The 23,637-nt window shown below is 31.6% G+C and carries 20 protein-coding genes; 15 read left to right on the top strand and 5 right to left on the bottom strand.

The annotated features are described in order from the left end of the window. Positions 1 to 350 precede the first annotated feature (350 nt). From P6733_RS06670 to P6733_RS06660, 3 genes are read left to right on the top strand one after another with little or no spacing between them, the layout of a single operon-like run. Positions 351 to 680: a YtxH domain-containing protein gene (locus P6733_RS06670; RefSeq protein ID WP_306351221.1), complete on the top strand. Its 330-nt coding sequence runs from the start codon at positions 351 to 353 to the stop codon at positions 678 to 680. Between the two features lie 9 nt (positions 681 to 689). Beyond that, positions 690 to 1,040 carry a competence protein gene (locus P6733_RS06665; protein WP_306351219.1) on the top strand — a complete coding sequence of 117 codons (351 nt, stop codon included), beginning with the start codon at positions 690 to 692 and terminating at the stop codon, positions 1,038 to 1,040. Between the two features lie 3 nt (positions 1,041 to 1,043). Continuing rightward, on the top strand, positions 1,044 to 1,283 hold the full coding sequence (locus tag P6733_RS06660) for a DUF6327 family protein (RefSeq protein ID WP_306351217.1): 240 nt from the start codon (positions 1,044 to 1,046) through the stop codon (positions 1,281 to 1,283). 66 nt (positions 1,284 to 1,349) lie between these two features. Here P6733_RS06660 and P6733_RS06655 read toward each other — a convergent pair whose 3' ends face one another. Together P6733_RS06655 and gltX are read right to left on the bottom strand one after the other, a co-directional pair. Then, positions 1,350 to 2,360 (bottom strand): SPFH domain-containing protein, encoded by a 1,011-nt coding sequence (locus tag P6733_RS06655; protein ID WP_306351215.1) that lies wholly within the window; start codon positions 2,358 to 2,360, stop codon positions 1,350 to 1,352. Between the two features lie 104 nt (positions 2,361 to 2,464). Then, positions 2,465 to 3,976 carry a glutamate--tRNA ligase gene (gltX, locus tag P6733_RS06650; RefSeq protein WP_306351213.1) on the bottom strand — a complete coding sequence of 504 codons (1,512 nt, stop codon included), beginning with the start codon at positions 3,974 to 3,976 and terminating at the stop codon, positions 2,465 to 2,467. Between the two features lie 896 nt (positions 3,977 to 4,872). Here gltX and P6733_RS06645 point away from each other — a divergent pair. The 7 genes from P6733_RS06645 to P6733_RS06615 all read left to right on the top strand — a co-directional run bounded on the left by P6733_RS06645 (position 4,873) and on the right by P6733_RS06615 (position 15,248). Then, a complete protein-coding gene (locus P6733_RS06645; protein ID WP_306351211.1) occupies positions 4,873 to 8,178 on the top strand; it encodes a DUF4175 family protein in 3,306 nt (1,101 codons plus the stop codon). Then, positions 8,171 to 8,590: an rRNA maturation RNase YbeY gene (gene ybeY / locus P6733_RS06640; RefSeq protein WP_306351209.1), complete on the top strand. Its 420-nt coding sequence runs from the start codon at positions 8,171 to 8,173 to the stop codon at positions 8,588 to 8,590. The genes P6733_RS06645 and ybeY overlap by 8 nt, the downstream gene beginning before the upstream one ends. Positions 8,591 to 8,639: 49 nt before the next feature. Further along, a complete protein-coding gene (gene mnmG, locus P6733_RS06635) occupies positions 8,640 to 10,511 on the top strand; it encodes a tRNA uridine-5-carboxymethylaminomethyl(34) synthesis enzyme MnmG (protein WP_306351207.1) in 1,872 nt (623 codons plus the stop codon). 127 nt (positions 10,512 to 10,638) lie between these two features. Beyond that, positions 10,639 to 11,034, top strand: coding sequence for a hypothetical protein (locus P6733_RS06630; protein WP_306351204.1), 396 nt, complete (start codon positions 10,639 to 10,641; stop codon positions 11,032 to 11,034). After that, positions 11,034 to 11,882, top strand: coding sequence for a class I SAM-dependent methyltransferase (locus tag P6733_RS06625; RefSeq protein WP_306351202.1), 849 nt, complete (start codon positions 11,034 to 11,036; stop codon positions 11,880 to 11,882). The genes P6733_RS06630 and P6733_RS06625 overlap by 1 nt, the downstream gene beginning before the upstream one ends. Positions 11,883 to 12,166: 284 nt before the next feature. Further along, positions 12,167 to 12,748 (top strand): OmpH/Skp family outer membrane protein, encoded by a 582-nt coding sequence (locus P6733_RS06620; RefSeq protein ID WP_306351200.1) that lies wholly within the window; start codon positions 12,167 to 12,169, stop codon positions 12,746 to 12,748. A 202-nt stretch (positions 12,749 to 12,950) separates the two neighbouring features. Continuing rightward, entirely contained in the window at positions 12,951 to 15,248 is a 2,298-nt protein-coding gene (locus P6733_RS06615) for a helix-turn-helix domain-containing protein (RefSeq protein ID WP_306351198.1), read from the top strand. 1 nt (position 15,249) lies between these two features. Here the strand turns inward: P6733_RS06615 and P6733_RS06610 are convergent, their stop codons facing one another. From P6733_RS06610 to P6733_RS06600, 3 genes are all read right to left on the bottom strand, one after another. After that, positions 15,250 to 15,633 (bottom strand): DoxX family protein, encoded by a 384-nt coding sequence (locus tag P6733_RS06610; protein ID WP_306351196.1) that lies wholly within the window; start codon positions 15,631 to 15,633, stop codon positions 15,250 to 15,252. Positions 15,634 to 15,637: 4 nt separating this feature from the next. Further along, positions 15,638 to 16,786: a DNA polymerase III subunit gene (locus P6733_RS06605; protein WP_306351194.1), complete on the bottom strand. Its 1,149-nt coding sequence runs from the start codon at positions 16,784 to 16,786 to the stop codon at positions 15,638 to 15,640. Positions 16,787 to 16,879: 93 nt separating this feature from the next. After that, positions 16,880 to 17,542: a thiamine diphosphokinase gene (locus P6733_RS06600; RefSeq protein WP_306351192.1), complete on the bottom strand. Its 663-nt coding sequence runs from the start codon at positions 17,540 to 17,542 to the stop codon at positions 16,880 to 16,882. Between the two features lie 237 nt (positions 17,543 to 17,779). On the opposite strand from P6733_RS06600, the gene P6733_RS06595 reads away from it, so the two are divergent. The 5 genes from P6733_RS06595 (at position 17,780) to P6733_RS06575 (ending at position 23,636) form a co-directional block, all read left to right on the top strand. Beyond that, positions 17,780 to 19,204, top strand: coding sequence for an amidohydrolase family protein (locus tag P6733_RS06595; protein ID WP_306351190.1), 1,425 nt, complete (start codon positions 17,780 to 17,782; stop codon positions 19,202 to 19,204). Positions 19,205 to 19,329: 125 nt separating this feature from the next. After that, positions 19,330 to 19,512, top strand: coding sequence for a hypothetical protein (locus P6733_RS06590; protein ID WP_306351188.1), 183 nt, complete (start codon positions 19,330 to 19,332; stop codon positions 19,510 to 19,512). A 261-nt stretch (positions 19,513 to 19,773) separates the two neighbouring features. Continuing rightward, on the top strand, positions 19,774 to 20,961 hold the full coding sequence (locus P6733_RS06585) for a phosphoglycerate kinase (RefSeq protein ID WP_306351184.1): 1,188 nt from the start codon (positions 19,774 to 19,776) through the stop codon (positions 20,959 to 20,961). A gap of 106 nt (positions 20,962 to 21,067) precedes the next feature. Further along, complete coding sequence (locus P6733_RS06580; RefSeq protein WP_306351182.1) at positions 21,068 to 22,615, top strand: lytic transglycosylase domain-containing protein; 1,548 nt, start codon at positions 21,068 to 21,070, stop codon at positions 22,613 to 22,615. A 43-nt stretch (positions 22,616 to 22,658) separates the two neighbouring features. Beyond that, the gene (locus tag P6733_RS06575; RefSeq protein WP_306351180.1) at positions 22,659 to 23,636 is read left to right on the top strand and encodes a DUF4837 family protein; all 978 of its coding nucleotides are present in this window, start codon (positions 22,659 to 22,661) and stop codon (positions 23,634 to 23,636) included. The last annotated feature ends 1 nt before the right edge of the window (position 23,637 follow it).

Genomic DNA, 23,637 nt, shown 5'->3' with positions numbered 1-23,637 from the left:
ATACCTTTTTTTATGTTTTACTATATTCGAAAAGTTTACTGCAAAAATTTTTAAATAATTTCGAACCAAAAAAAATATTTGATCACAAAAAACTATCTTTTTAAAGTATAAATTTTAACAATTGAAAAAATAATTTCATCAATTTTGCTTATTAAAAATGACTTCTATATTTTATTTCTAAGCCACTTTAAATTTTAAACAACCGTAATTATTATCCCAGCAATTAAAACTTTAACACAGGTAATTTAAATCGATTTCAGTCTTGAAACCCAGATTTAACGACCTCTTAACAGAAAATCCTTAATAATATATGTATCTTTAGTATTATTAACCATAAAATAATTTGAATTATGTCAAGTAAAGCAGGAAACACAGTATTAGCCGTTTTAGCAGGTGCAGCAATTGGAGCAGGAATAGGTATTTTATTTGCTCCAGATAAAGGTTCAAAAACAAGAGGTAAAATAAAAGATGGTTTTGACCAATCAAAATCAGATTTAAAAGATAAATTCAATGATTTAACGGATATGTTAAAACATAAAGCGGCAAGAACAAAAAAAGATTTAGAATCTACTTTTGATGACTTAGTTGCGAATGTGGATAACAAAACAGAAGATGTAATTGCTACATTAGAAAAAAAATTGGAAGAGCTTAAAAAGCACAGTGCCAAAATCCAAAAATAATATAAGCGTATGGCTTTTGAAAAAATAAAAGAGAACACCCAGAACATACAAGATCAGGCTAAAGGTTTTTTAGATAGTAACATATCATATTATAAACTTTGGCTTTTCAAAGTTGGTATGAAATCTACAACAATGATGCTTAAAATATTTTTATTAAGTATCATGTTGAGCATGGTTTTGCTGTTTTTTTCAATTGCAGCAGCTTTGGCCATTGGATATGCATTAGATAATTTTGCATATGGATTCTTGATTATGGGCGTTTTATACTTAATTGTAAGTATAATTATTTACTATGTAAAAGATAAGATTGTTGAAGGTCCAATTTTGGAAAAATTTTCTGAATTCTTTTTTAACGACTAAACTATGGAAAATCAAAAATACAGATCATACAGTGAGATAGAACGTGATCTTGAAATTCTTAAAATAGAAAAAGAAATCTATTATCAAAAACTCGTTTTAAGCGTTCAGGAAACAAAAGATAGTCTTTCACCTAGTCATTTACTCGGAAACGTTCCTAAGGCTGCTCTAGGTCTCCTAGGTGGTCTTTCAGGACCTATAAAGAATGTCTTAATATCTGTGATCCTTAAAAAGATCTTTAAATAAAAAAAAGTCCCGATAATTATCGGGACTTTTTTTATTCTATATATTCAAAAGGCTTTTTAATTGCAATTAAACCTTATTTGGATCAATTTCATCTCCATATTTAGGATCTTCATACGAATGCTTAGGTTCATCTTTCATTGCTCTTTCATCACGTGTTAAATGACTTTTTTTCGCTCCTTTTTTCATCGCTTCACCAATTTGATTAGAAGCCGTAAATGAAGCCACCATATTATTCAACATTTCACTTCCAGCTTGTGGAGAATTTGGTAATAATATTAAGTTCGAATTCGTATCTGCACCAATCGCTTGTAATGTATCATAATGTTGTGTAACAACAATTAGGGCAGAAGCTTCTTGAGAATTAATACCTACACGGTTTAATACATCAACACTTTCTACTAATCCTCTCGCAATTTCACGTCTTTGATCTGCAATACCTTGTCCTTGTAAACGTTTACTTTCTGCTTCTGCTTTGGCTTTCGCTACAATTCTAATTCTTGATGATTCTGCTTCAAATTCCGCAGCTGTTTTCTCTCTATCGGCAGCGTTAATTCTATTCATTGCATTTTTTACTTGAATATCTGGATCAATATCTGTAACCAATGTATTGATAATATCATATCCATAAGTAGTCATTGCTTCATTCAATTCACGTTTTACTGCAATCGCAATATCATCTTTTCTTTCAAATACATCATCTAATTTTAATTTTGGAACTTCCGCACGAACTACGTCAAATACATATGCTGTAACCTGATCATGAGGATATTCTAAAAGATAAAAAGCATCATATACTTTATTCTTAATAACCATAAATTGTACCGATACTTTCAATTTCACGAATACATTATCTTTTGTTTTCGTTTCAATTATTACATCCAACTGTTGGATTTTCAAATTGATTTTTCCGGCAATTTTGTCAATAACAGGAATTTTTAGTTGTAAACCTGAATGACGAATACTATGGAATCTTCCGAAACGCTCTACAATTGCCGATGTCTGTTGACGCACTGTAAAAAAAGAAGCTAGAAAAAGAAAGAATCCAATAAATAAAATTACAATTAATGGAATGTTCATAATGATGAGTTATTTAAAAAAGTTAATTTAGGTAATATACAAATTTAATAGTAATAAAAAAGCGGTTCTCTTAAAATTTAAGAGAACCGCTTTTGTTTTCATTGTTATAATGTAGCAATTGCCCTTTCAATTCTCTGGACAGTTTCCTCTTTTCCAATCAGTTCTACTATATCAAATAAATGTGGTCCTTTTAATGCTCCAACTAAACTCAATCGGAAAGGTTGCATTACTTTCCCCATTCCAATTTCATTGGTCGTTAGCCATTCTTTTACAGTAGTTTCAATAGTATGACTCGTAAAATCTGAAATAGTAGTTAATACACCGATTAACTGGCGCATCAATTCTGGTGTTTCTTCTTTCCAGTTTTTAGTCGCTTTCTCATCATATACAGTAGGGGCAACGTAGAAGAAATCACTCAAATCCCATATATCACTTACAAAAGTTGCACGCTCTTTAACCAATCCAACAACTGTTGTTGTATATTCTATTGATTTTTGGAATCCTTTTTCAAGTACTATTGGTGCAAATTTTTCCGCTAGAACTGCATTATCTTCTTTAGCAATATATTGATGATTAAACCATTTCGTTTTTTCAGGATCAAATTTTGCTCCAGCTTTATTCACACGAGCCAAATCAAAAGAAGCTATTAATTCTTCTAAAGTAAAGATCTCTTGTTCTGTTCCTGGATTCCAACCTAAAAACGCTAACATATTAATAACCGCTTCTGGTAAATATCCTTTCTCTCTATATCCAGATGAAATTTCTCCAGTATTTGGATCTTTCCATTCTAATGGGAATACTGGGAAACCTAGTTTATCACCATCTCTTTTTGATAATTTACCATTACCCGTTGGTTTTAAAATCAATGGTAAATGAGCAAATTCTGGAGCTTCCCATTCAAAAGCTTTGTATAATAAAACGTGTAAAGGCATTGATGGTAACCATTCTTCACCACGAATTACATGAGATGTTTCCATTAAATGATCATCTACAATATTCGCTAAATGATAAGTAGGCATCCCATCACTTTTAAATAAAACCTTATCATCTAATAGATTCGTTTCAAATTTTATATCACCACGAATTATGTCTTTTAAATGTAATGTTTCATCAACAGGTGTCTTAAAACGAATTACATAGGCAACACCATTTGCAATTCTTTCAGCCACATCTTCAGCAGAAAGTTTGATTGATGTTTCAAGTTCCTCTCTATTAGTATGATTATAAATAAATGTTTTACCAGCCGTTTCATATTCTTTACGTAAAACATCCAATGCTTCTGCTGTATCAAATGCATAATAAGCCCAGCCGTTATTAATTAACTGATCTGCATATTGTTTATATAAATCTTTTCGTTCACTTTGTCTATAAGGTCCACATTTACCTTCTTTACCAATACCTTCATCAAATGGGATTCCACACCAGTTTAATGCTTCAATAATATAATCTTCAGCACCCGGAACATATCGATTTTGATCAGTATCTTCAATTCTTAAATAAAAATCACCTCCGTGTTTTTTAGCAAATAAATAATTGAATAAAGCGGTTCTAACACCACCAATGTGTAATGGCCCTGTAGGACTAGGTGCAAAACGCACTCGAACTCTTTTTGTCATAATAGTTTCAAAATTATGATACAAAGATACAATTCAATGTGTCAATCTAATAACTTCAAAAAGGATTCTTCGATTTAAAAATCCTTTTTCTATTTTTGAAAACTGGATTACTTATTTTTTGTTAAAATTATTTTGAAGTCCTTGAAAAAATACCTTTTTATACGAGTTCTTAAAGTTAACTTTACCTAATACACTGATAACGTGATGGTTTGTAGTTATTATCGTATGGAAAAACACTTTGTTAATTCATATTCATAATTAATTGATATTAAGTTAATTATAAACTAACATTGAATGTTTATAACTTTAGATAGAATATTACAAGTATTTATTGTTCGTGTCAAAATTTTCACTAATCCAAAATTGGTTTGGATAAAACAAATTAAGTTTGATGAATTTCTAGAATACTTATCAGCATATAAAAACACTTTATTAACACAAATTAACAAGTAGAGATATTAAGAATTTAAATATAAAACCTATTATCAACCATTGTTAATAACGTTTTATAAAGAGTTGATTTTAAAAGATTTATCGACGAACAGCATTGTTAATTACTGTGTATAACAAACTATAACTAGAAAACAATGCCTAAATAAATAAAGTTATAGTCACTATTAACAAGCTATAATAACAAACAATAAATTAAATTTAAAAATTCTTTTTTTTTGTTGTTATTAATATATGTTGACAACTATAATTTGAAGAAAATTAAAATTAAAGAGAAATAGAGTAATCTGAATCTATTTTGATTGCCTCCTGAGAATTGAATAAAAAATAGTAAATGGAGATTGCATCGATATATTAAAATCTCAAGCAACTAGAATAGTTTTAAAATTCTTGATTATTCAATTTAAATTGTAATTTTATCCGTCATACAGTCTAGTCTATAAAAATTGGAAAACTCTAAAATAATATATCAGAAGCTTGAAGCCTTTATAAAGAAGTTTTATACGAATGAATTAATTAAAGGATTAATTTTATTTATCGGTATTGGATTACTTTATTTTTTATCGATGTTATTCGTGGAACATTTTCTTTGGCTTTCACCAATAGGTAGAACTTTATTATTTTGGAGTTTTATTATTGTTGAACTTTTTCTCTTATTTCGATTTATACTTTTTCCTTCTTTTAAATTATTTAAAATAAAAAAAGGAATTGACTTTGACTATGCTTCAAAAATTATTGGAAACCATTTTAGTGAAGTAAATGATCAATTGACCAATTTTTTACAATTGACTCAACACAATGAGAAATCAGAATTATTGTTAGCATCAATTGACCAAAAAGCAAATAATTTAAAACCCGTTCCATTCAGTAGTGCAATTAATTTTAAAGAGAACATTAAATTTTTGCCTTGGGCTATAATTCCATTATTAGTACTTGCTTTTTTTATGTTGTCGAATAATAGATCTTTATTGACACAAAGTTTGGATAGAGTAGTGCACTACAAACATAAATTTCTACCACCAGCTCCATTTAGTTTTGTAGTATTAAATAAAAATTTAAATACAGAAGAAGGAAAAGATTTTGTTTTGCAAGTAAAAACGGTAGGTAATATAGTTCCGGAAAATGCGATGATTTTTATGAATAACGAAAGTTATTATTTAGAAAATGTCAAACCAGGAGTTTTTGAATATACATTTAAAAAACCAACTCAAAAAATTGAATTTCATCTTGAAGCAAACAAAGTAGCTTCAAAAGATTTTGAATTAGGAATAATGGTAGTTCCAACGATTGCTAATTTTCAAATGAAATTAACTTTCCCAAGTTATTTAAATAAAAAAACCGAAATTATTAAAGGAACTGGTAATGCTATGGTTCCAGAAGGAACAAAAGTTACATGGGAAATCATGGGACAGCATACAGAAAATATTGTTTGGACTGATTTTTCTCAGAATAATGAATTTAAAACTGAAAATAATACCTTTTTATTTTCTAAAAATATCAATCAAAATACAGAATATCAAATACTTACTTCCAATAAGAACGTTAAAAACTACGAAAAAATTAATTATCAAATCACTGTAATTAAAGATCAGTTCCCTACAATTCAGGCTAGTAACGCGCCTGATACATTAAAACTTCAAAAAAATGTGATTTTGGGCCAAATATCTGATGATAATGGTTTGACAAAATTACAAGTTGTCTATTATCCTAAGAAACAACCTGAAAATATTAAACGTAGCAATATTGTGATTAAGCAAGGAACATTTGATCAATTTTATTTTACGTTTCCTAGTAATTTAACCTTAGAACAAGGAGTATCCTACGAGTATTATTTTGAAGTTTTTGATAATGATGCATTACATAATTTCAAGAGCACAAAGTCTTCAGTATTTTCTCATCGTGAATCTACGGATGAAGAAAAAGAAGATTTGAATTTAAAAGAACAAAATGATAATATAAATAGTTTATCAAAATCAATAAAAAATCAAGATAAACAAATTGCTGAACTTGAAAAATTACAAAAAATAGGGAAAGAAAAGAATAATTTAGAATTCAAAGATCAGCAAAAAGTAAAAGATTTTATTCAACGTCAGAAGCAACAAGATCAGATGATGAAAGAGTTTTCTAAAAAAATGGAAGAAAACTTAGAACAATTCAAAACCGATAAAAAAGATGAGTTCAAAGAACAGTTGTTGGAACGCATAAAAAACAATGATAAAGAAGTTGAAAAAAATCAAAAGCTATTAGATGAACTTCAGGATTTAACTAATAAAATTAAAGAAGAAGAATTGTTTGATAAAATGGATAAGTTCAAACAGAATTCTAAGAATCAAACTAAAAATTTAGAACAACTTGTTGAACTGACTAAGAAATTCTATGTGGAGAAAAAAGCGGAACAATTAGCGGATCGTTTAGATAAATTAGGAGATAAGCAAGATGAGTTGACTAACAAACCAAAAGAAAATACTAAAGAAAATCAAGATCAGATCAATAAAAATTTCGATAAAATTCAGGAAGATTTAAAAGATTTGAATAAAGAAAACAAAGATCTAAAATCTCCATTGGATATTCCTTCCGATCCAGAAGAAGAAAAAAGTATCGATAAAGATTTACAAAATGCTTCCGAAGAACTTCAGAAGAATGAAAAAGAGAAAGCCAAATCGAAACAAAAAAGTGCTTCAAAAAAAATGAAGGACATGGGTAAGAATATGATGAGTATGATGGCTGCTGGTGGAAATGATAAATTAGAAGAAGATGTGAAAACGTTACGTCAGATTTTAGATAATTTATTAGCCTTTTCTTTTTCTCAAGAAGACTTAATGAAGCAATTTAAAAAACTTAAAAAAGGTGCTCCAACGTATAATAAAAATTTAAAATTACAACAAGATTTAAAATTACAATTCAAGCATGTTGATGATAGTCTATTTGCTTTATCACTTCGTAATCCAGATATCAACGAATTTGTAAATAAAGAAGTAGGGGAAGTACATTATAATCTTGATAAATCAATTGAAAGTTTTGCTGATGCAGGGCTACAAAAAGGTATTTCTCATCAACAATATACGATTACATCATCCAATCGTTTGGCAGATTTTCTAAGTGAAAGTTTGTCAAATATGCAAAATCAAATGCAGATGCAAGGAATGGGAGGTAAAGGAAAACCAAAACCAGGTCAAGGAAAAGGTTTTCAATTGTCCGATATTATCCAAAAACAAAAAGGTTTAGGAGAAAAAATGAAGAATGGATCTGAGAAGGGGAAAGAAAAAGGAGAAGGAAAATCTGATAAACCTGGCAAGGATGGTAAAGGAAGTACACAAGGTGAAGGTGGAAAAGATGGAGAAGGAGAAGCAGGAGAGCTGTTAGAAATTTATAAAGAACAACAAAGATTAAAAGATGCTTTACAAAAAGCATTAGAAAAAGAAGGTTTAGGAAATAATGGGCAGCGTGCTTTAGATCAAATGAAGCAGATAGAAAAGGATATTTTGAATAAAGGATTCAAGAATGAAACGGCTCAAAAGATGCTAAATCTAAATTATGAATTACTAAAATTAGAGAATGCAATTCAGCAACAAGGAGAAGATAATAAACGTAAATCTGATTCTAACCAGAAAGAATTCAATAATCAAGCGAAGCCTTTGCCACCTGCATTACAAGAATATTTAAATAGCATAGAGATATTAAATAGACAAAGCTTACCTTTGCGCCCAAATTTCAACGCTAAAGTGCAACAATATTTTAAAAAAGATGATTAGTTTTAATTACGAAACAGACTTCGAACTGGCTGATGAAACCATTTTTTCAGACTGGTTATCTAGAGTTATTATTTCTGAAAACAAGAAAGAAGGAGAGATCAATTACATATTCTGTGATGATGAATATTTACACCAGATCAATGTAGAATACTTGAAGCACGATACACTTACGGATATAATCAGCTTTGATTATTCAGTAGGAAATGAATTACACGGCGATATATTCGTTTCTGTGGAAAGAGTGAAAGATAATGCTGTGGATTTCAATACTGTTTTTGAAGAAGAATTGAAGAGAGTTATGGCTCATGGTATATTGCATTACTGTGGTTATAAAGATAAAACAGAAGATGAAGCCGCATTAATGCGTAGTAAAGAAGAAGATAAAATTGCTTTGTTCCACGTGGAACAGTAATCTTATTATTTTAAATGTTTAATTAAATGTTTCACGTGGAACAATGAGTATGTTTCAAGATATATATGATGTTATTGTAGTAGGTGCCGGTCATGCCGGTTCCGAAGCTGCTGCCGCTGCTGCCAATATGGGTTCTAAAACTTTATTGGTTACAATGAGCTTGCAGAATATTGCACAGATGTCCTGTAATCCTGCTATGGGAGGAATTGCAAAAGGACAAATTGTAAGAGAGATTGATGCTTTGGGAGGTTATTCTGGAATTGTATCGGATAATACAGCGATCCAATTCAAGATGTTGAACAAGTCTAAAGGACCTGCAATGTGGAGTCCAAGAGTTCAAAGTGATCGTATGCGCTTTGCAGAAGAGTGGAGATTGATGCTTGAACGAACTCCAAATCTTGATTTCTATCAAGAAATGGTAGGAGGATTAATTGTAGAACAAGGAAAAATAAAAGGAATCAGAACTTCATTGGGAATTGAAATTCGATCTAAAACAGTTGTTTTAACGAATGGGACTTTCTTAAATGGGTTAATTCATATTGGAGAAAAACAATTCGGTGGGGGTAGAGCAGGTGAAAGTGCGGCCTATGGTATTACTGAAGATTTAGTAAAATTAGGTTTTACTTCTGGAAGAATGAAAACAGGAACACCTCCACGTGTGGATGGACGTTCTTTAGATTATTCTAAAATGTCAGAACAACCAGGTGATGTTGTACCAAATAAATTTTCTTATTTGGATGTAACAAAACCTTTGGCAGTTCAAAAATCATGTTGGATGACTTACACTTCAAATGAAGTACATAACATTTTGAGAGAAGGATTTGATCGTTCTCCAATGTTCAATGGACGAATTAAAAGTTTAGGACCTCGTTATTGCCCATCAATTGAAGATAAAATTAATCGTTTTGCAGACAAAGATAGACATCAACTTTTTGTTGAACCAGAAGGATGGAATACTGTTGAAGTTTACGTAAACGGTTTTTCTACGTCTTTACCAGAAGATATTCAATTTAAAGCATTGCGTTCAGTGGAAGGATTTGAAAAAGTAAAATTCTTTCGTCCAGGTTATGCAATCGAATACGATTACTTTCCACCAACACAATTGAAACATACTTTAGAAACTAAACTAGTAGATGGTTTATTTTTTGCGGGACAGATTAATGGTACGACTGGGTATGAAGAAGCTGCTTCACAAGGTTTAATGGCAGGTATTAATGCACATTTACGCGCTCAGGAGAAAGATCCATTCATTTTAAAACGTAATGAAGCCTATATAGGGGTTTTAATCGATGATTTAATTACTAAAGGAACAGAAGAGCCTTATCGTATGTTTACGTCCAGAGCGGAATACAGAACGCTTCTAAGACAAGATAATGCCGACTTCCGTTTAACACCAATGTCACATGAGATTGGATTAGCTTCTGAAGAACGTTTACGTAAAATGGATAAGAAAAAAGTGAAATCGGCTGCCTTTGTACAGTTCTTTAAAGAAACAAGTGTAAAAGTAGAAGAGACCAACCCAATCCTAGAAGAGAAAGGTTCTGCTTTGATTTCACAACCCGATAAAATGTTTAAAATCTTTTCTCGTCCACAAATTGATATTGATGATATCATGAAGTTTGAGAAAGTAAAAGAATATATTGCTGCAAACGATTTGGATATGGAAATGATCGAACAGGCAGAAATCGAAGTGAAGTATTCTGGGTATATTGAGAAAGAAAAAAATAATGCGGATAAATTGAATAGACTTGAGGAAATAAAAATTCCTGAAAACTTTGATTATGATAAAGTAAAATCCCTTTCTCATGAAGCAAAAGAAAAGTTTAAAAAGATCAGACCAGTTACCATTTCTCAAGCATCAAGAATCAGTGGAGTTTCTCCAAGTGATATTTCAGTACTATTAATTTATATGGGAAGATAAAATGTTTCACGTGGAACGAAGTTTGCGAAAGCACAGTATAAAAGGGATAATAGCAATATTATTTCTTTTTTTTGTTTTGTCTAGTTGTATAGGAGCAAGACAAACGGTTGAAATAAACGATTACGTTTTGGTAAAATCAAAAGGTAAAAATATTATTGGACTAGAGAATTTAAATGCTTTCATCTTTGAAAACAATTTAAAGAATATTCCTTTCGAACAATACATCACACAGAAGTACAATTTGATTACGTATCAAACAACAGAATTCTGGGTAACTATCGGTGCCGATCGATATAAGATTTTAGTATACGATATGGCCGAAATGGAAAAGTATTTAGAACTAGAAAATTATTCTGTAAAAAATATTGATCCACAAAGTACAAAGTTGGGTAACCAATCAAAATTCATTGCGCTTTCTATGGTCAATTCTTATAACGAAGATTGTTTAGCAGAAGGATCATTATATCAGAATATCGCGATTACTTATTTAAAAAAATTAAAAGACGAATATTATAATTATTAATGGATATTTTAAAACATAAACATTTTCTTTCTTTGAAAGATTTTTCAGTTTCAAAAGAACAATTTGATTTGTACCATGATGAATCATTAGATTTATTAATTACTTATCCGCAACCACAAGGAATCGAATTGTCCAGATATTATGAAAGTGAAGATTATATTTCACATACAGATGGGAAAAGATCACTGTTTGAAAAAGCATATCATTTTGTAAAAAATAGTGCACTGACCAATAAATTAAATATGATTAATAATCTTCAAAACAAAAAAGGAGCATTATTAGATATTGGAGCAGGAACAGGAGATTTTTTAGTAAAAGCTAAAACCGATGGATGGCAGACTACAGGAATTGAACCCAGTGAAAAAGCAAAAAGTATTGCTCAACAAAAAGGGGTGAATTTTGTAGAAAGCACTAAAGATTTAGATGACCATTCTTTTGATGTTATTACGATGTGGCATGTATTAGAACATGTACCTAATTTGGAAGAACAAATTCAGGAATTAAAAAGAATAATAAAACCAACAGGAACAATTCTAATTGCTGTACCAAATTTTAATTCATTTGATGCAAAACACTATGGAATGCATTGGGCCGCTTTTGATGTACCAAGACACTTATGGCATTTTTCAAAAAAAGCAATTGAATTACTTTTTCAAAAAGAAAATTTAAAACTAGAAAAAGTATTACCGATGAAATGGGATGCCTATTATGTAAGTTTACTTTCCGAAAAATACAAAAACGGAAAAATGAATTTTTTAAAAGCAGTGTACATCGGATTTCGTTCAAATTTGAAAGGAAATAGCACAAAAGAATATTCCTCGCATATTTATGTATTAAAAAATAGCTAAAAATCATTTTAAAGCGATTTAAAGTAACTTCAACAGGAGAAATAACCCGTAAGGTGCCGAAATTTAGATACGCTTTTATTTGAAAGCTAAAAAAGGCACTTTTAATAAGTTTGGATTATGCTTTTTTTGAAAACTATAAGAATCGTTTATGATGATGAAAATGAATATTTTTATCATTTTTTTAGCTTTTCTGAAAATAGAAATTTTGTACCTTGAAAATATAATTTGCGTTCAAATCATAATTTTATACATTTACCAAAAATTTAAAAAAAAATATTATTTAGATGAAAAAATCATTATTAATACTTGGATTGGCGATTGCAATGATCTCTTGTAACAAACCTGCTGAAAAAACAGCTGAAGTAAAAACAGCTTATATTGATACAGCAAAATTATTAGATGAATATACGGAAGCCAAAGATTTAGAAGCAAAATACAAATCTAAGTCTGAAGTAATGGGTAAAGATTTAGATGCACAGGTAAAACACTTCCAAGCAGAAGCTGCCGATTTCCAAAAAAATGCACAAGCTAGAGGAGCTGCATGGGCACAACAAAAAGGACAAGAATTACAAAAGAGAGAGCAAGAATTACAATACATGCAACAATCTTTGATGCAAACTTTACAAAAAGAAAGTGGTTCTGAAATGGATACTTTAGTAAAAAGCGTTAAGAAATTCATCAAAGAATACGGTAAAGAAAAAGGATATAGCTATATCTACGGTACAGGTGAATCTGCAAATATTTTATACGCTAAAGAAGAATACGATATTACAGGAGAAATCGTAAAAGCCTTGAATGATAAATACAAAAAAGGTGGAGCAACAACAGAAGCTACTCCAGCTGTAAAAACAGAAGAGAAGAAATAATTTCTTTAAGAATTTATAAAAAAATCCCGATTACAATACGTAATCGGGATTTTTTAGTTTTAATTAATTGATATATAAATACTTATATATTATTTATAGCATAATATACACGAAATAATTGTTGTTTATTGTCTTATAAAAATTATAATTATTCCTTTTGATACGTAGAATGATAGTATCTTGCGTCTTTCAATTTTAGACCATGTCATCAGTAATAGAGCCTTCAGAATATACATTGCGTTTTATCAATCAAACCCATAAATCTATTTTTTTAACGGGAAAAGCAGGTACAGGCAAGACTACACTGTTGCGAAAAATTATTGAAGCTACCCATAAAAATGTAGTGGTAGTAGCTCCTACAGGGATAGCTGCTTTAAATGCTGGTGGTACAACGATACACTCCCAATTCCAATTGCCTTTTGGCGGATTCATTCCCGAATTTGGTACACCACCTAGTTTTGATAAAGTAAAATTTGAAACAAAAGATACCTTACGACGCCATTTTAATATGTCAGGTCAGCGTAAAGCAGTAATCCGAGCAATGGAATTATTGATTATTGACGAGGTCAGTATGTTACGTGCCGATTTATTAGATGCTGTAGATTGGTGTATTCGCAATGTTCGAAAAAATGATAAACCCTTTGGAGGTGTACAAGTATTGTTTATTGGTGATTTATTACAATTACCACCGATTGTAAAACCAGAAGAATGGTTTTATCTTAAAAACTATTACCAAAGTATTTTCTTTTTTAATGCCCGAGTAATTCAACAAAATCCATTGCTCTACATTGAGTTGACTAAAATTTATAGACAAAACGATCAACGATTTATAGAGATACTAAACAATCTTAGAAATAATCAGATTACGGTAGAAAACTTAGCAGTGCTGAATGAATTTGTAAATCCTGATTTCGATACTAAAATGAATCCGGGTTATATTACTTTAACGACCCATAATAGCCAGGCCGATCAAATTAATGCGGTAGCCTTGACAGAATTGGAACGACCTTTATTCTCTTATGAAGCCGAAGTTGTTGGTGATTTTCCAATTCATTTATTTCCATTAGAATTAAATTTAGAATTAAAAGTAGGAGCACAGGTTATGTTTGTGAAGAACGACATGTCCTTGGATAAAAATTATTTCAATGGAAAAATGGGCGTGATAGAATCCCTTTCCGATGGAGAAATTATGGTGCATTTCAAAGAAGAAAATAAAACAATTGAAGTAGATCGATATGAATGGCAGAACATTAGATATTCTGTAGATGAAATGTCGAAGGAAATAAAAGAAGAAGTTTTAGGCACTTTTGTACATTATCCTTTGAAGCTTGCTTGGGCCATAACCGTTCATAAAAGCCAAGGATTAACATTTGATAAAGCTGTGTTGGATGTATCGCGTGTTTTTGCACCTGGACAAGCCTATGTTGCGCTTTCGCGTTTACGCTCGTTAGAGGGGCTTATTTTGCTTTCTGAGATGCGCATGAATGGCATTAGCAACGATCAAAATGTAATGCTGTATGCAAAGAATAAAACGGAAGAAGGAGAATTAGAATCGACTCTTCAAAAAGAAACCCGAACATTTCTATTGAATTACCTGAAAACTGCTTTTGACTGGAGACTATTAAATCAGGAATGGCAAGTCCATAAAGTGAGTTATCTTGAAGCAGGAGCAAAATCACTCAAAGGAAAACACCAAAAATGGGCTCATGCTCAAGCACAGCAAATAGAATCACTAATAGCACCTTCGCAAAAATTTATCAATCAATTAGAAAGTATATTCCGTAAAGAACCTTTTGATCAGGATTTTGTATTAGCCCGTGTACAAGCAGCGTATGATTATTTCTATAAAACGATGGACAATTTGGTCTATAGTATTCTAAAAAAGAAAGAAGAAGTCAAACAAGCTAAAAAGATTAAAGCCTTTTATGAAGAATTAGTTGAAATTGAAGATTTACAAGTCACAGCCGTTTTAGCATTGAAAAAAGCAAAGTTGATGGCGGAACGCATTGGTGAAGGAAAAGAAATTACCAAAGAAAGTATCTGGAATGATGATATTATGAGCTATAAAGTTTCTAAGCTCAAGCAATTGAGAATGGAAACAGCAGAATCAAAATCATTATTAGAGACATCCGATGTATACGACGAATTAGAATCATTGGTTCCAATAAAAAAATCAAAAACGGTAAACAAAGAACCAGCTGTAGCCAAAAAATCTACTGTGGAACAAACCTTATTTTTACTTCAGGAAAACAAAAGAATTGATGAAATTGCAATACTTCGTAAAGTATCAGTAAATACGATTTGGGGGCATTTGATAAAATTAGTAAAATCAGGTGATTTAGTTCTTGAAGCCGTTTTGGAAAGTGAAAAAATTGATGCGCTTGCCAAAGCATTTTCGGACTATACCGAAGGATCTTTAACAGTACTGAAAGAACAGCACGGTGAAACTTTCACGTGGAACGAATTAAAATTATACAAAGCAAGTTTAGAAGCAGAGTAATTTAGTTCAGTAAAAAGATACCGACCAAAGTTGGAATATAGTAGATTACTATCGTTCGAGCACCATCATAATCTTTTGCAATACGTTGTCCATAAAGCATTAATAGCAAAGCGATACCAGAAACAACTGCACCATAAAATCCTAAAGATTTATCATCATTAAAAATGATTTGAATAATTCCGGCGACACTTAAAGTACCCGCAATGATTTCCAAAATGAGAAGAATTAGTAAACTCTTTGGGACATGATTTTTAATAAAAGTTTGAGCAAAGTGTTCTTTTAACCAATTGACATTTCCTTGCCAGTCCATGATTTTTTCATACCCAGATTGCAAAAAAGTTAACGCTAGAAAAAGTAGAATAAAGATTTCTCCGATATAGTTCATACGCTTATTTTTTATGGATTAAACGAGTTAGTTTTATTGATAAATCGGTCAAAATAATTTTTGCATTACCATTACGTTCAATATGATAAATGGCATCCGAAAGTTCTTGGAATATCTCATGGATATTGTTTCCATTGACGAATGGAGCAAAATTTTCTAATTTAAATTTTTCCACCTTCGGTTCCATATAAACCAATTCGGGTGTTTGATAATGAATCAACAATGCCTGACGAAACATTTCGATACAGAAATGAAGGAATTTTTTTTGTGCTTCACGACCTAAGCTGGCTACATTTTCACTCCATGTAATAAGATCATGAATGGCAGCAGCATTTCCTTTGGCGCGAAAAGCTGCACGAACCCAAAGTACAAACCATTCTTCAAATGGAGTTTCCTCACTATCTTGATTTAATAAATGAAGCGCTTTATTATAATTTCCTTGTGCCTGATGTGCAATTTTTAATGCATTTTGAGGCTCAATTTTTTCACGTGAAACAAGAGCATCTGCAATAATTTTTTCACTAAGTCCTCCAAAATGAAGTACTTGACAACGGGAACGAATCGTTTGAATAATATCTTCTTCATTTTCAGAAATTAAAATGAATAAAGTTTTGGCTGGCGGTTCTTCCAGAATCTTTAGTAATTTATTGGAAGCAGCAATATTCATCTTATCTGCCATCCACACAATCATAACTTTATAACCTCCTTCATAGGATTTTAGTGCTAATGCTTTTAATACTTCAAGAGCATCATCAACACCAATACGTCCTTGTTTATTCTGAATCCCAATTTCTTTATACCAATCGAACAAACCGCCATAAGGAGTTTCAGCAACAAATGTTCTCCAATATTTTAAAAATTCTGCGCTGGTAGGATGACTTTTTATAGAATCATTGGGAGCAATAGGATAAATAAAATGTAAATCAGGATGCGATAAAGAATTGAACTTTAAGTTACAAGCCGTATTTGTTCCCGAATTTTCTCCCTCCTGATTATTGCATAAAATATATTGTGCATAAGCAATAGCCATCGGTAAAGTACCAGATCCTTCGGGTCCGACAAATAATTGAGCATGCGGAATACGTCCAGCATTTGCACTTTTTGTCAAATGATTTTTAATGTAATCCTGTCCTAAAATTTCTGAAAATTGCATGTAGCAAATATAGAGCAAAAAGTTAGAATGATGCAATCTTTGATGGAATCACCTACTATAAAAATAGGAGGAATGTCAAATGTTTCTCAATAGCTAATCAAAGCATTCCATCAGTAATAAATTACCTTCGGTATGTTCAATACAAACAATTCCATCTTCAACAACCTCATTACTACTACCTGTGCGATAACCAATAATTAGCGATTCATTATGGAGTGGATATTTTAGATTGTGTGTGGTAATTCCAGAAACGGTTCCTACAGGAATCAGTGAAATAGGAGTAGAAGCGGTATACCATTTTTCAAATTTTCGAGGTAATTGCAAAATTTTCGAATGATCGTCCAAAATTACAATTTTCAGGACATCACGAAAACGAACAATGTTTGTAATATTAGTTATAGTATGATCGGCTCTTTTTCCAGTTGCCCATACAACATTGGCTGCAGGTATTTTACGTTCGACTAAATAATCAAAGGCTTTTTCTAAATCCGTTTTATCCTGATCGGGTGTATATACAATTTCAAGTGGATATTGTAATTCTTTATACTGTTCTGGGTCTATACCACCATCAAAATCACCCAATAGAACATCTACTTTTATTCCGAGATTCAATACACGGTCAATAGCAGAATCCAAAACAATCACTAAGGGAGACCATTCCAATAATTGTCCTAATAATTCTTCACTACAGGCAGCGCCATTAGCAATAATAAGTGCGGGTTCCTGATCATCGCGAACAATATGGTGAGAGGACATATTTTTGATTTTAAAAGATTGTTACAAAAGTAATCTTTGCAAATGGAAAAATGATCTTTCTCCAATAGAAACATAGATAGCTTTTCTGATTTCTTAAGATTTCTTATTTGGAGTGCGTTTTATATCCAAGACCTTTATGAGTCATTAGTTTATATAAAAGCGAAATCATACAAAAGACCATTAAATCATCTGATTTTTTGTTTAAAAATATATAAAAATAATCTAGATATAAAAATTATGGAAGAATTAAATAAGTACTTATCGGACAAAAAAAATAAAAGACCCTTACTTTTTCGTGGAGGAACAATTATTAGTATGGATCCAAAAATTGGAACAATTGTTAAAGGTGATATACTCGTTGTTGGAAATAAAATAAAAGCAATTGGAATAGTTTCGGAAGTACCATCGGATGCTTTAATAATTGACATTACGGGAAAAATAATAATGCCAGGATTTATCGATAGTCACCGACACACTTGGGAAACAGTAACTCGTGGAGTGGGTGGTGACTGGTCATTATTGGATTATTTCAAATGGATGATTCAGGTATTGGGTACAAAATTCAGACCTGAAGATGTTTATGCATCAAATCTATTAGCTGCGGTAGAAAGTTTAGAACACGGAATAACAACATTTGCAGATTGGGCAGACATAGGTCTTACAACAGATCATATCGAAGCAGCTGTAAAAGGGTTAGAAGATTCGGGAGTTCGGGGACGTTTTCATTATGCCAATGTTTATGGACCTTCCCAAGAATGGGGAACTACTACACATGTTACTAAAATGTGGGATCAATATGGTTCAACAGATGGTTTAGTCTCAATGAAAATGGGTTTGGATTCTACAAGAGACCCTGCTTTTCCTGATGCTGCGGCTTGGCGTTTTGCTCAAGATCGTGGGATTCCTATCGCAACACATGCTGGACTTTATGGTTGGGATCATGAAGTGTGGATTAAACGATTGTTTCACAATGGATTCATGAACGAAAATGTGAATTATATACATACTGTTTCTATAACGGATGATGATTTTAAACGCATAAAAGATACAGGAGGAACTATAACAATAGCCACTTGTAGTAATTGTAATGCAGGGCAAGGGTATCCAAGAATAACGCCGATATGTAATCATAAAATTCCTATTGGACTTGGATCAGATACCGATATGCGTTGGAATCAGTCCATGTTTGAGATAATGCGTACAACCTTGGGGGCAGATAGAGCTTATGAACATATGTTAGCCCATAAAGACGGTCATTTGAACCCAATTAATAAATTAAGATCAGAGCATGTACTTCAATTTGCAACCATGGGTGGAGCTCAAGGGATGAATATGGCAGATAAAATTGGGAGCTTAACACCCGGTAAAAAAGCCGACATGATTGTAATCAATAATAGTGATGACCGTAATCTTTCACATCAATATAATCCAATGGCTCATGTTGTTTTTCAAGGAAATTCAGAGAAAGTAGATATGGTATTAGTAGATGGTAAAATTGTAAAAGCAAACGGTAAACTGGTGAACATCGATATGAAAAAAGTAACCGATCTCGCAAAAAAATCAAGAGATTATATTATTGAAACAGTAGGAGAAGAGATGATTTATAAGATGTTAAAAGAATCATCTACAGATCCAAGTGCAGTTCCACCAATAAGATTTTAATATTTTTTGTTTATTCAGGGATTCGTTATTTTTACGATTCCCTGAATAACTTAAATAATCGGGGAGTTTTCCCATGAAATTAATTTATACCTTTGATGCCAATTCATCAATGAATAGGTAAAATAATGTATGTACTTCTAAACGAAAATGGCGATTATTACAGTATGGAACTGTTTGGAGTATTACTAACTACAAGAGATATTCAACATGCTACGAAGTATAATGATATTAAAATAGCCTTTCGTGACCAATCCAGATTATTGGAAAAATATAAATGTGTGTACTCTATCAACACCTATATTCTTTAATTACTACTACGGTTATCCTATCATTTTCCAATCTGTTTTTTTGCAAAATTCTCAAAAAAGACGAAAAAAAAAGATGGTTTTTAAATTTTAACAGATTTCTCTGTAAATTTTTTAAAAAGCAATTATTTTCAGTCAAAACAATCATTTACAACGTTTTCGTAAAAATGAAAGGCTATTTTTTAATACTTTTTCGAATATGATAATAAATGAAAAAAGTTATATTTGTCAATCCAAGTAAAAACAAACGAAAAAACCTAAAGAATGAAAACAGTACAAGACTTCGATTTTAAAAATAAAAAAGCTTTAATCCGCGTAGACTTCAATGTGCCATTAGATGAAAATTTTAAGGTAACAGATGCTACTCGTATCGAAGCAGCAAAACCGACGATTGTAAAAATTCTTCAAGATGGTGGAAGCGTAATTTTGATGTCACACTTAGGGAGACCAAAAGGAGTGGAAGCTCAATATTCACTAGAACATATTGTTGCAAAAACAGCAGAAATTTTAGGAGTTGAGGTTTTATTTGCCAAAGACTGTATTGGAGAAGTTGCTGAGAAAGCAGCGGCCAATTTAAAACCCGGTCAAGTATTGTTATTGGAAAATTTAAGATTTTACAAAGAAGAAGAAGCGGGGGATGTTGAATTTGCAAAAAAATTAGCTGCATTAGGAGATATTTATGTAAATGATGCATTTGGTACTGCACACCGTGCTCATGCCTCAACAACTATAATTGCACAATTTTTCCCAGAACATAAATGCTTTGGCATACTATTAGCGAAGGAAATAGAAAGCCTGAATAAAGTTTTAAAAAATAGTGAGAAACCTGTTACAGCAGTATTGGGTGGATCCAAAGTATCTTCTAAAATTACAGTGATCGAAAATATATTAGATAAAGTAGATCATTTAATTATTGGAGGAGGAATGACTTTTACATTTATAAAAGCATTAGGTGGTAAAATCGGTAATTCGATTTGTGAAGATGATAAACAAGAATTGGCACTTGAAATTTTAGAAAAAGCCAAAGCGAAAGGAGTTCAGATACACTTACCGGTAGATGTAGTTGCAGCAAATGCATTTAGTAATGATGCTGAGACGCAGATTGTTCCAGTAAATGAAATTCCAGATGGATGGCAAGGATTAGACGCCGGGCCAAAATCATTGGAAATTATCAGAACGGTAATTATGGAATCAAAAACAATCTTATGGAATGGTCCATTAGGTGTTTTTGAGATGGAAAATTTTGCAAATGGAACAATCTCATTAGGGAACTATATTGCAGAATCTACCGAAAAAGGAGCGTTTTCACTAGTAGGCGGAGGAGATTCTGTGGCTGCAGTGAAACAATTTGGCCTAGAGCCAAAAATGAGTTATGTATCTACGGGAGGTGGTGCTATGCTTGAAATGTTGGAAGGTAAAAGCTTACCAGGAATTAAGGCAATTCAAGATTAATTATCACATTTAACAATATTTAAATAAAAATATAGTTATAACTTGATTAAGTTTGTGTTTCTGATTTGTAAAGATTTGGAATTTAACAGGTTATATTTTGAAAGTTATGAATAAAAAAAACATACTACCCATACTGTTACTGCTCCTAGGGAATACCCTATTCGCTCAGGAAAGTGCAGACAAGGAAATCCATATAGTTAATGAAACTAAATTATCAAAACTTGATTCTTTAAAGCAAAGTTTTGTATCACATAATAAAGCAGCCTCTATTGATAGTTTGTGGATGAAGGAATTGGCTAATCAGGAATTGTTTGATAACATGTATATTGATGTTAGCAAAGTAAACCTAGATGAAACAGTTGCTTATGATTTACCAACAGATGTATTGAAAGAACGCTTGAAGGCCATGTCTTCGAAGTCTCCTTTTAATGTAGAATACAACGAATCATTAGAGAATGTAATTAAATCATTTCTGAAAAACAGAAAAAAATCGTTTGAACGATTAATGGCCATTTCCGATTATTATTTCCCAATGTTTGAACAAGCATTATCGAAATATGATGTACCAATGGAAATTAAGTACTTAGCCATTATCGAATCTGCTTTGAACCCAAAAGCAAAATCAAGAGTAGGAGCAACAGGATTATGGCAATTTATGTATCCTACTGGTAAACAATTCAATTTAGAAGTAAACTCATACGTAGACGAAAGAAGCGATCCTTTGAAAGCAACGGAAGCAGCTTGTCAATATTTATCAAGTTTGTATAATGTTTTTGGAGATTGGGATTTAGTATTAGCATCGTATAACTCAGGACCAGGAAATGTTTCTAAAGCAATAAGACGTTCTGGAGGATATAAGAATTACTGGAATATTAGAAAAAATCTTCCAAAAGAAACACAAGGATATTTACCCGCATTTTTGGCAACAATGTATATTTATGAGTACCATAAAGAACACGGCATTGTTCCACAAAAACCAGCGATTACGTATTTGGCAACAGATACAATTATGGTAAAACACCAAATTACATTCCAACAAATTTCTCAATTATTGGATGTTCCGGTAAAACAAATTCAGTTCTTGAACCCAATTTACAAATTGGACATTATTCCTTATGTAGCAAATAAAAACCATTACTTAAGATTACCAGTTGATAAAATTGGAATCTTTGCTTCAAATGAAGATAAGATTTATGCGTATGCGCAAGGGGAATTTGATAAAAGAGAAAGACCTATTTCAAATCAGAAACCTTATGTTGAAGATAAAATTGAAGTGGCTACAGTAGATGGAAGTTCAACAGTTACAAAATCGCATACAGTACGTAGAGGTGAAAGTCTTGGACTTATTGCAAAAAAATACGGAACGACTATTGCCGATATTAAAAAATGGAATGGTATTAAAGCTAATTCAGTTAAGTCAGGTCAGAAATTAAAGATTTACGGAGATGAGAATAATACCGTAATCGCTTATAATGCAAAAGCAGAAACAAAGATAAAAGCTGCAACTTCTAAACAATATGTTGTGAAAAAAGGAGATACACTTTCTTCGATTGCACAAAAATATCCTGGAGTATCTGTAGATAATCTAAAAAAATGGAACGGTATTAGTGGTAACAATATTAAACCAGGAATGAAGCTTAAAATTAAAGGATAATTCTTTTAAAATTTAGTTGCATTCTTTTTTTAATCCCGATACCATGAAGAATGTTTTAGTACTGTTCTTCTCTCTTTCTTTATTATTCATGTCTTGTGATTCAAAGAAAGAGAGGAGAAATAGTAACCAATCTACCGGAAAGATAAACTACATTTCCGTATTTATTGACGATCCACTGTGGAACGGCGAAGTAGGAGATAGTATCCGAAAAAAACTCGCTGCCCCAATTGATGGATTACCTCAAGAAGAACCTCTTTTTAGCATCAATCAATATCCAACCAAAGTATTTAATGGCACCATGATGGATGGCCGTAATATTCTTGTGGTTAAAAAACAACCCAAAAATAATTTTGAAATTGTTGAGGATTTCTATGCTCAACCTCAAAATGTAATTTATATTTCCGGAAAGAACATTCCCCAGATTGTTAACTTACTGGAAAAACATCTGGATCAGATTATTCAAAAAATTAAGAATACTGAAATTAAAGAATGTCAACGCATTTGCAGTCTAAAAATATTAGACGAAAAAAAGATCAACCGCAAATTTAATTTATCCCTGAAAATTCCATCCACTTTTAAATACGTGATGGAGAAAGACAATTTCATGTGGATTAAAAAAGAAATCCCAAGTGGCAGTTCCAGTATTTTGATTTATCAAGTTCCTTTGGTCAGTATTGAGAAAGATACGAATACGGTACATAATATTGTGAAAATGCGAGATTCTATAGGTAGTCTATACATCCATGGAAAATTAGAAAATACACAAATGATTACAGAAGGATCTTATGCTCCTTATGTGGTGAATACTTTGATAGACAATCGAAAAGCTTATGCTACAAAAGGGACCTGGGAATTGAGAAATGATTTTATGTCTGGGCCTTTTATTAATTATGCTATTGTGGATAAAGTTCGAAATCGAATGGTAATCATTGAAGGATTCACGTATGCCCCATCTACACCGAAAAGAGATTTAATGCACGAATTAGAAGCGATTATTAAATCGGTTAAAATTTTTAATTAGT

Source organism: Flavobacterium aerium (genome assembly GCF_030766725.1).
GTDB classification, from domain to species: Bacteria; Bacteroidota; Bacteroidia; order Flavobacteriales; family Flavobacteriaceae; genus Flavobacterium; species Flavobacterium aerium.
Note: the sequence above shows the minus strand (reverse complement) of the source record. Positions and strands in the feature narration are given on the sequence as shown.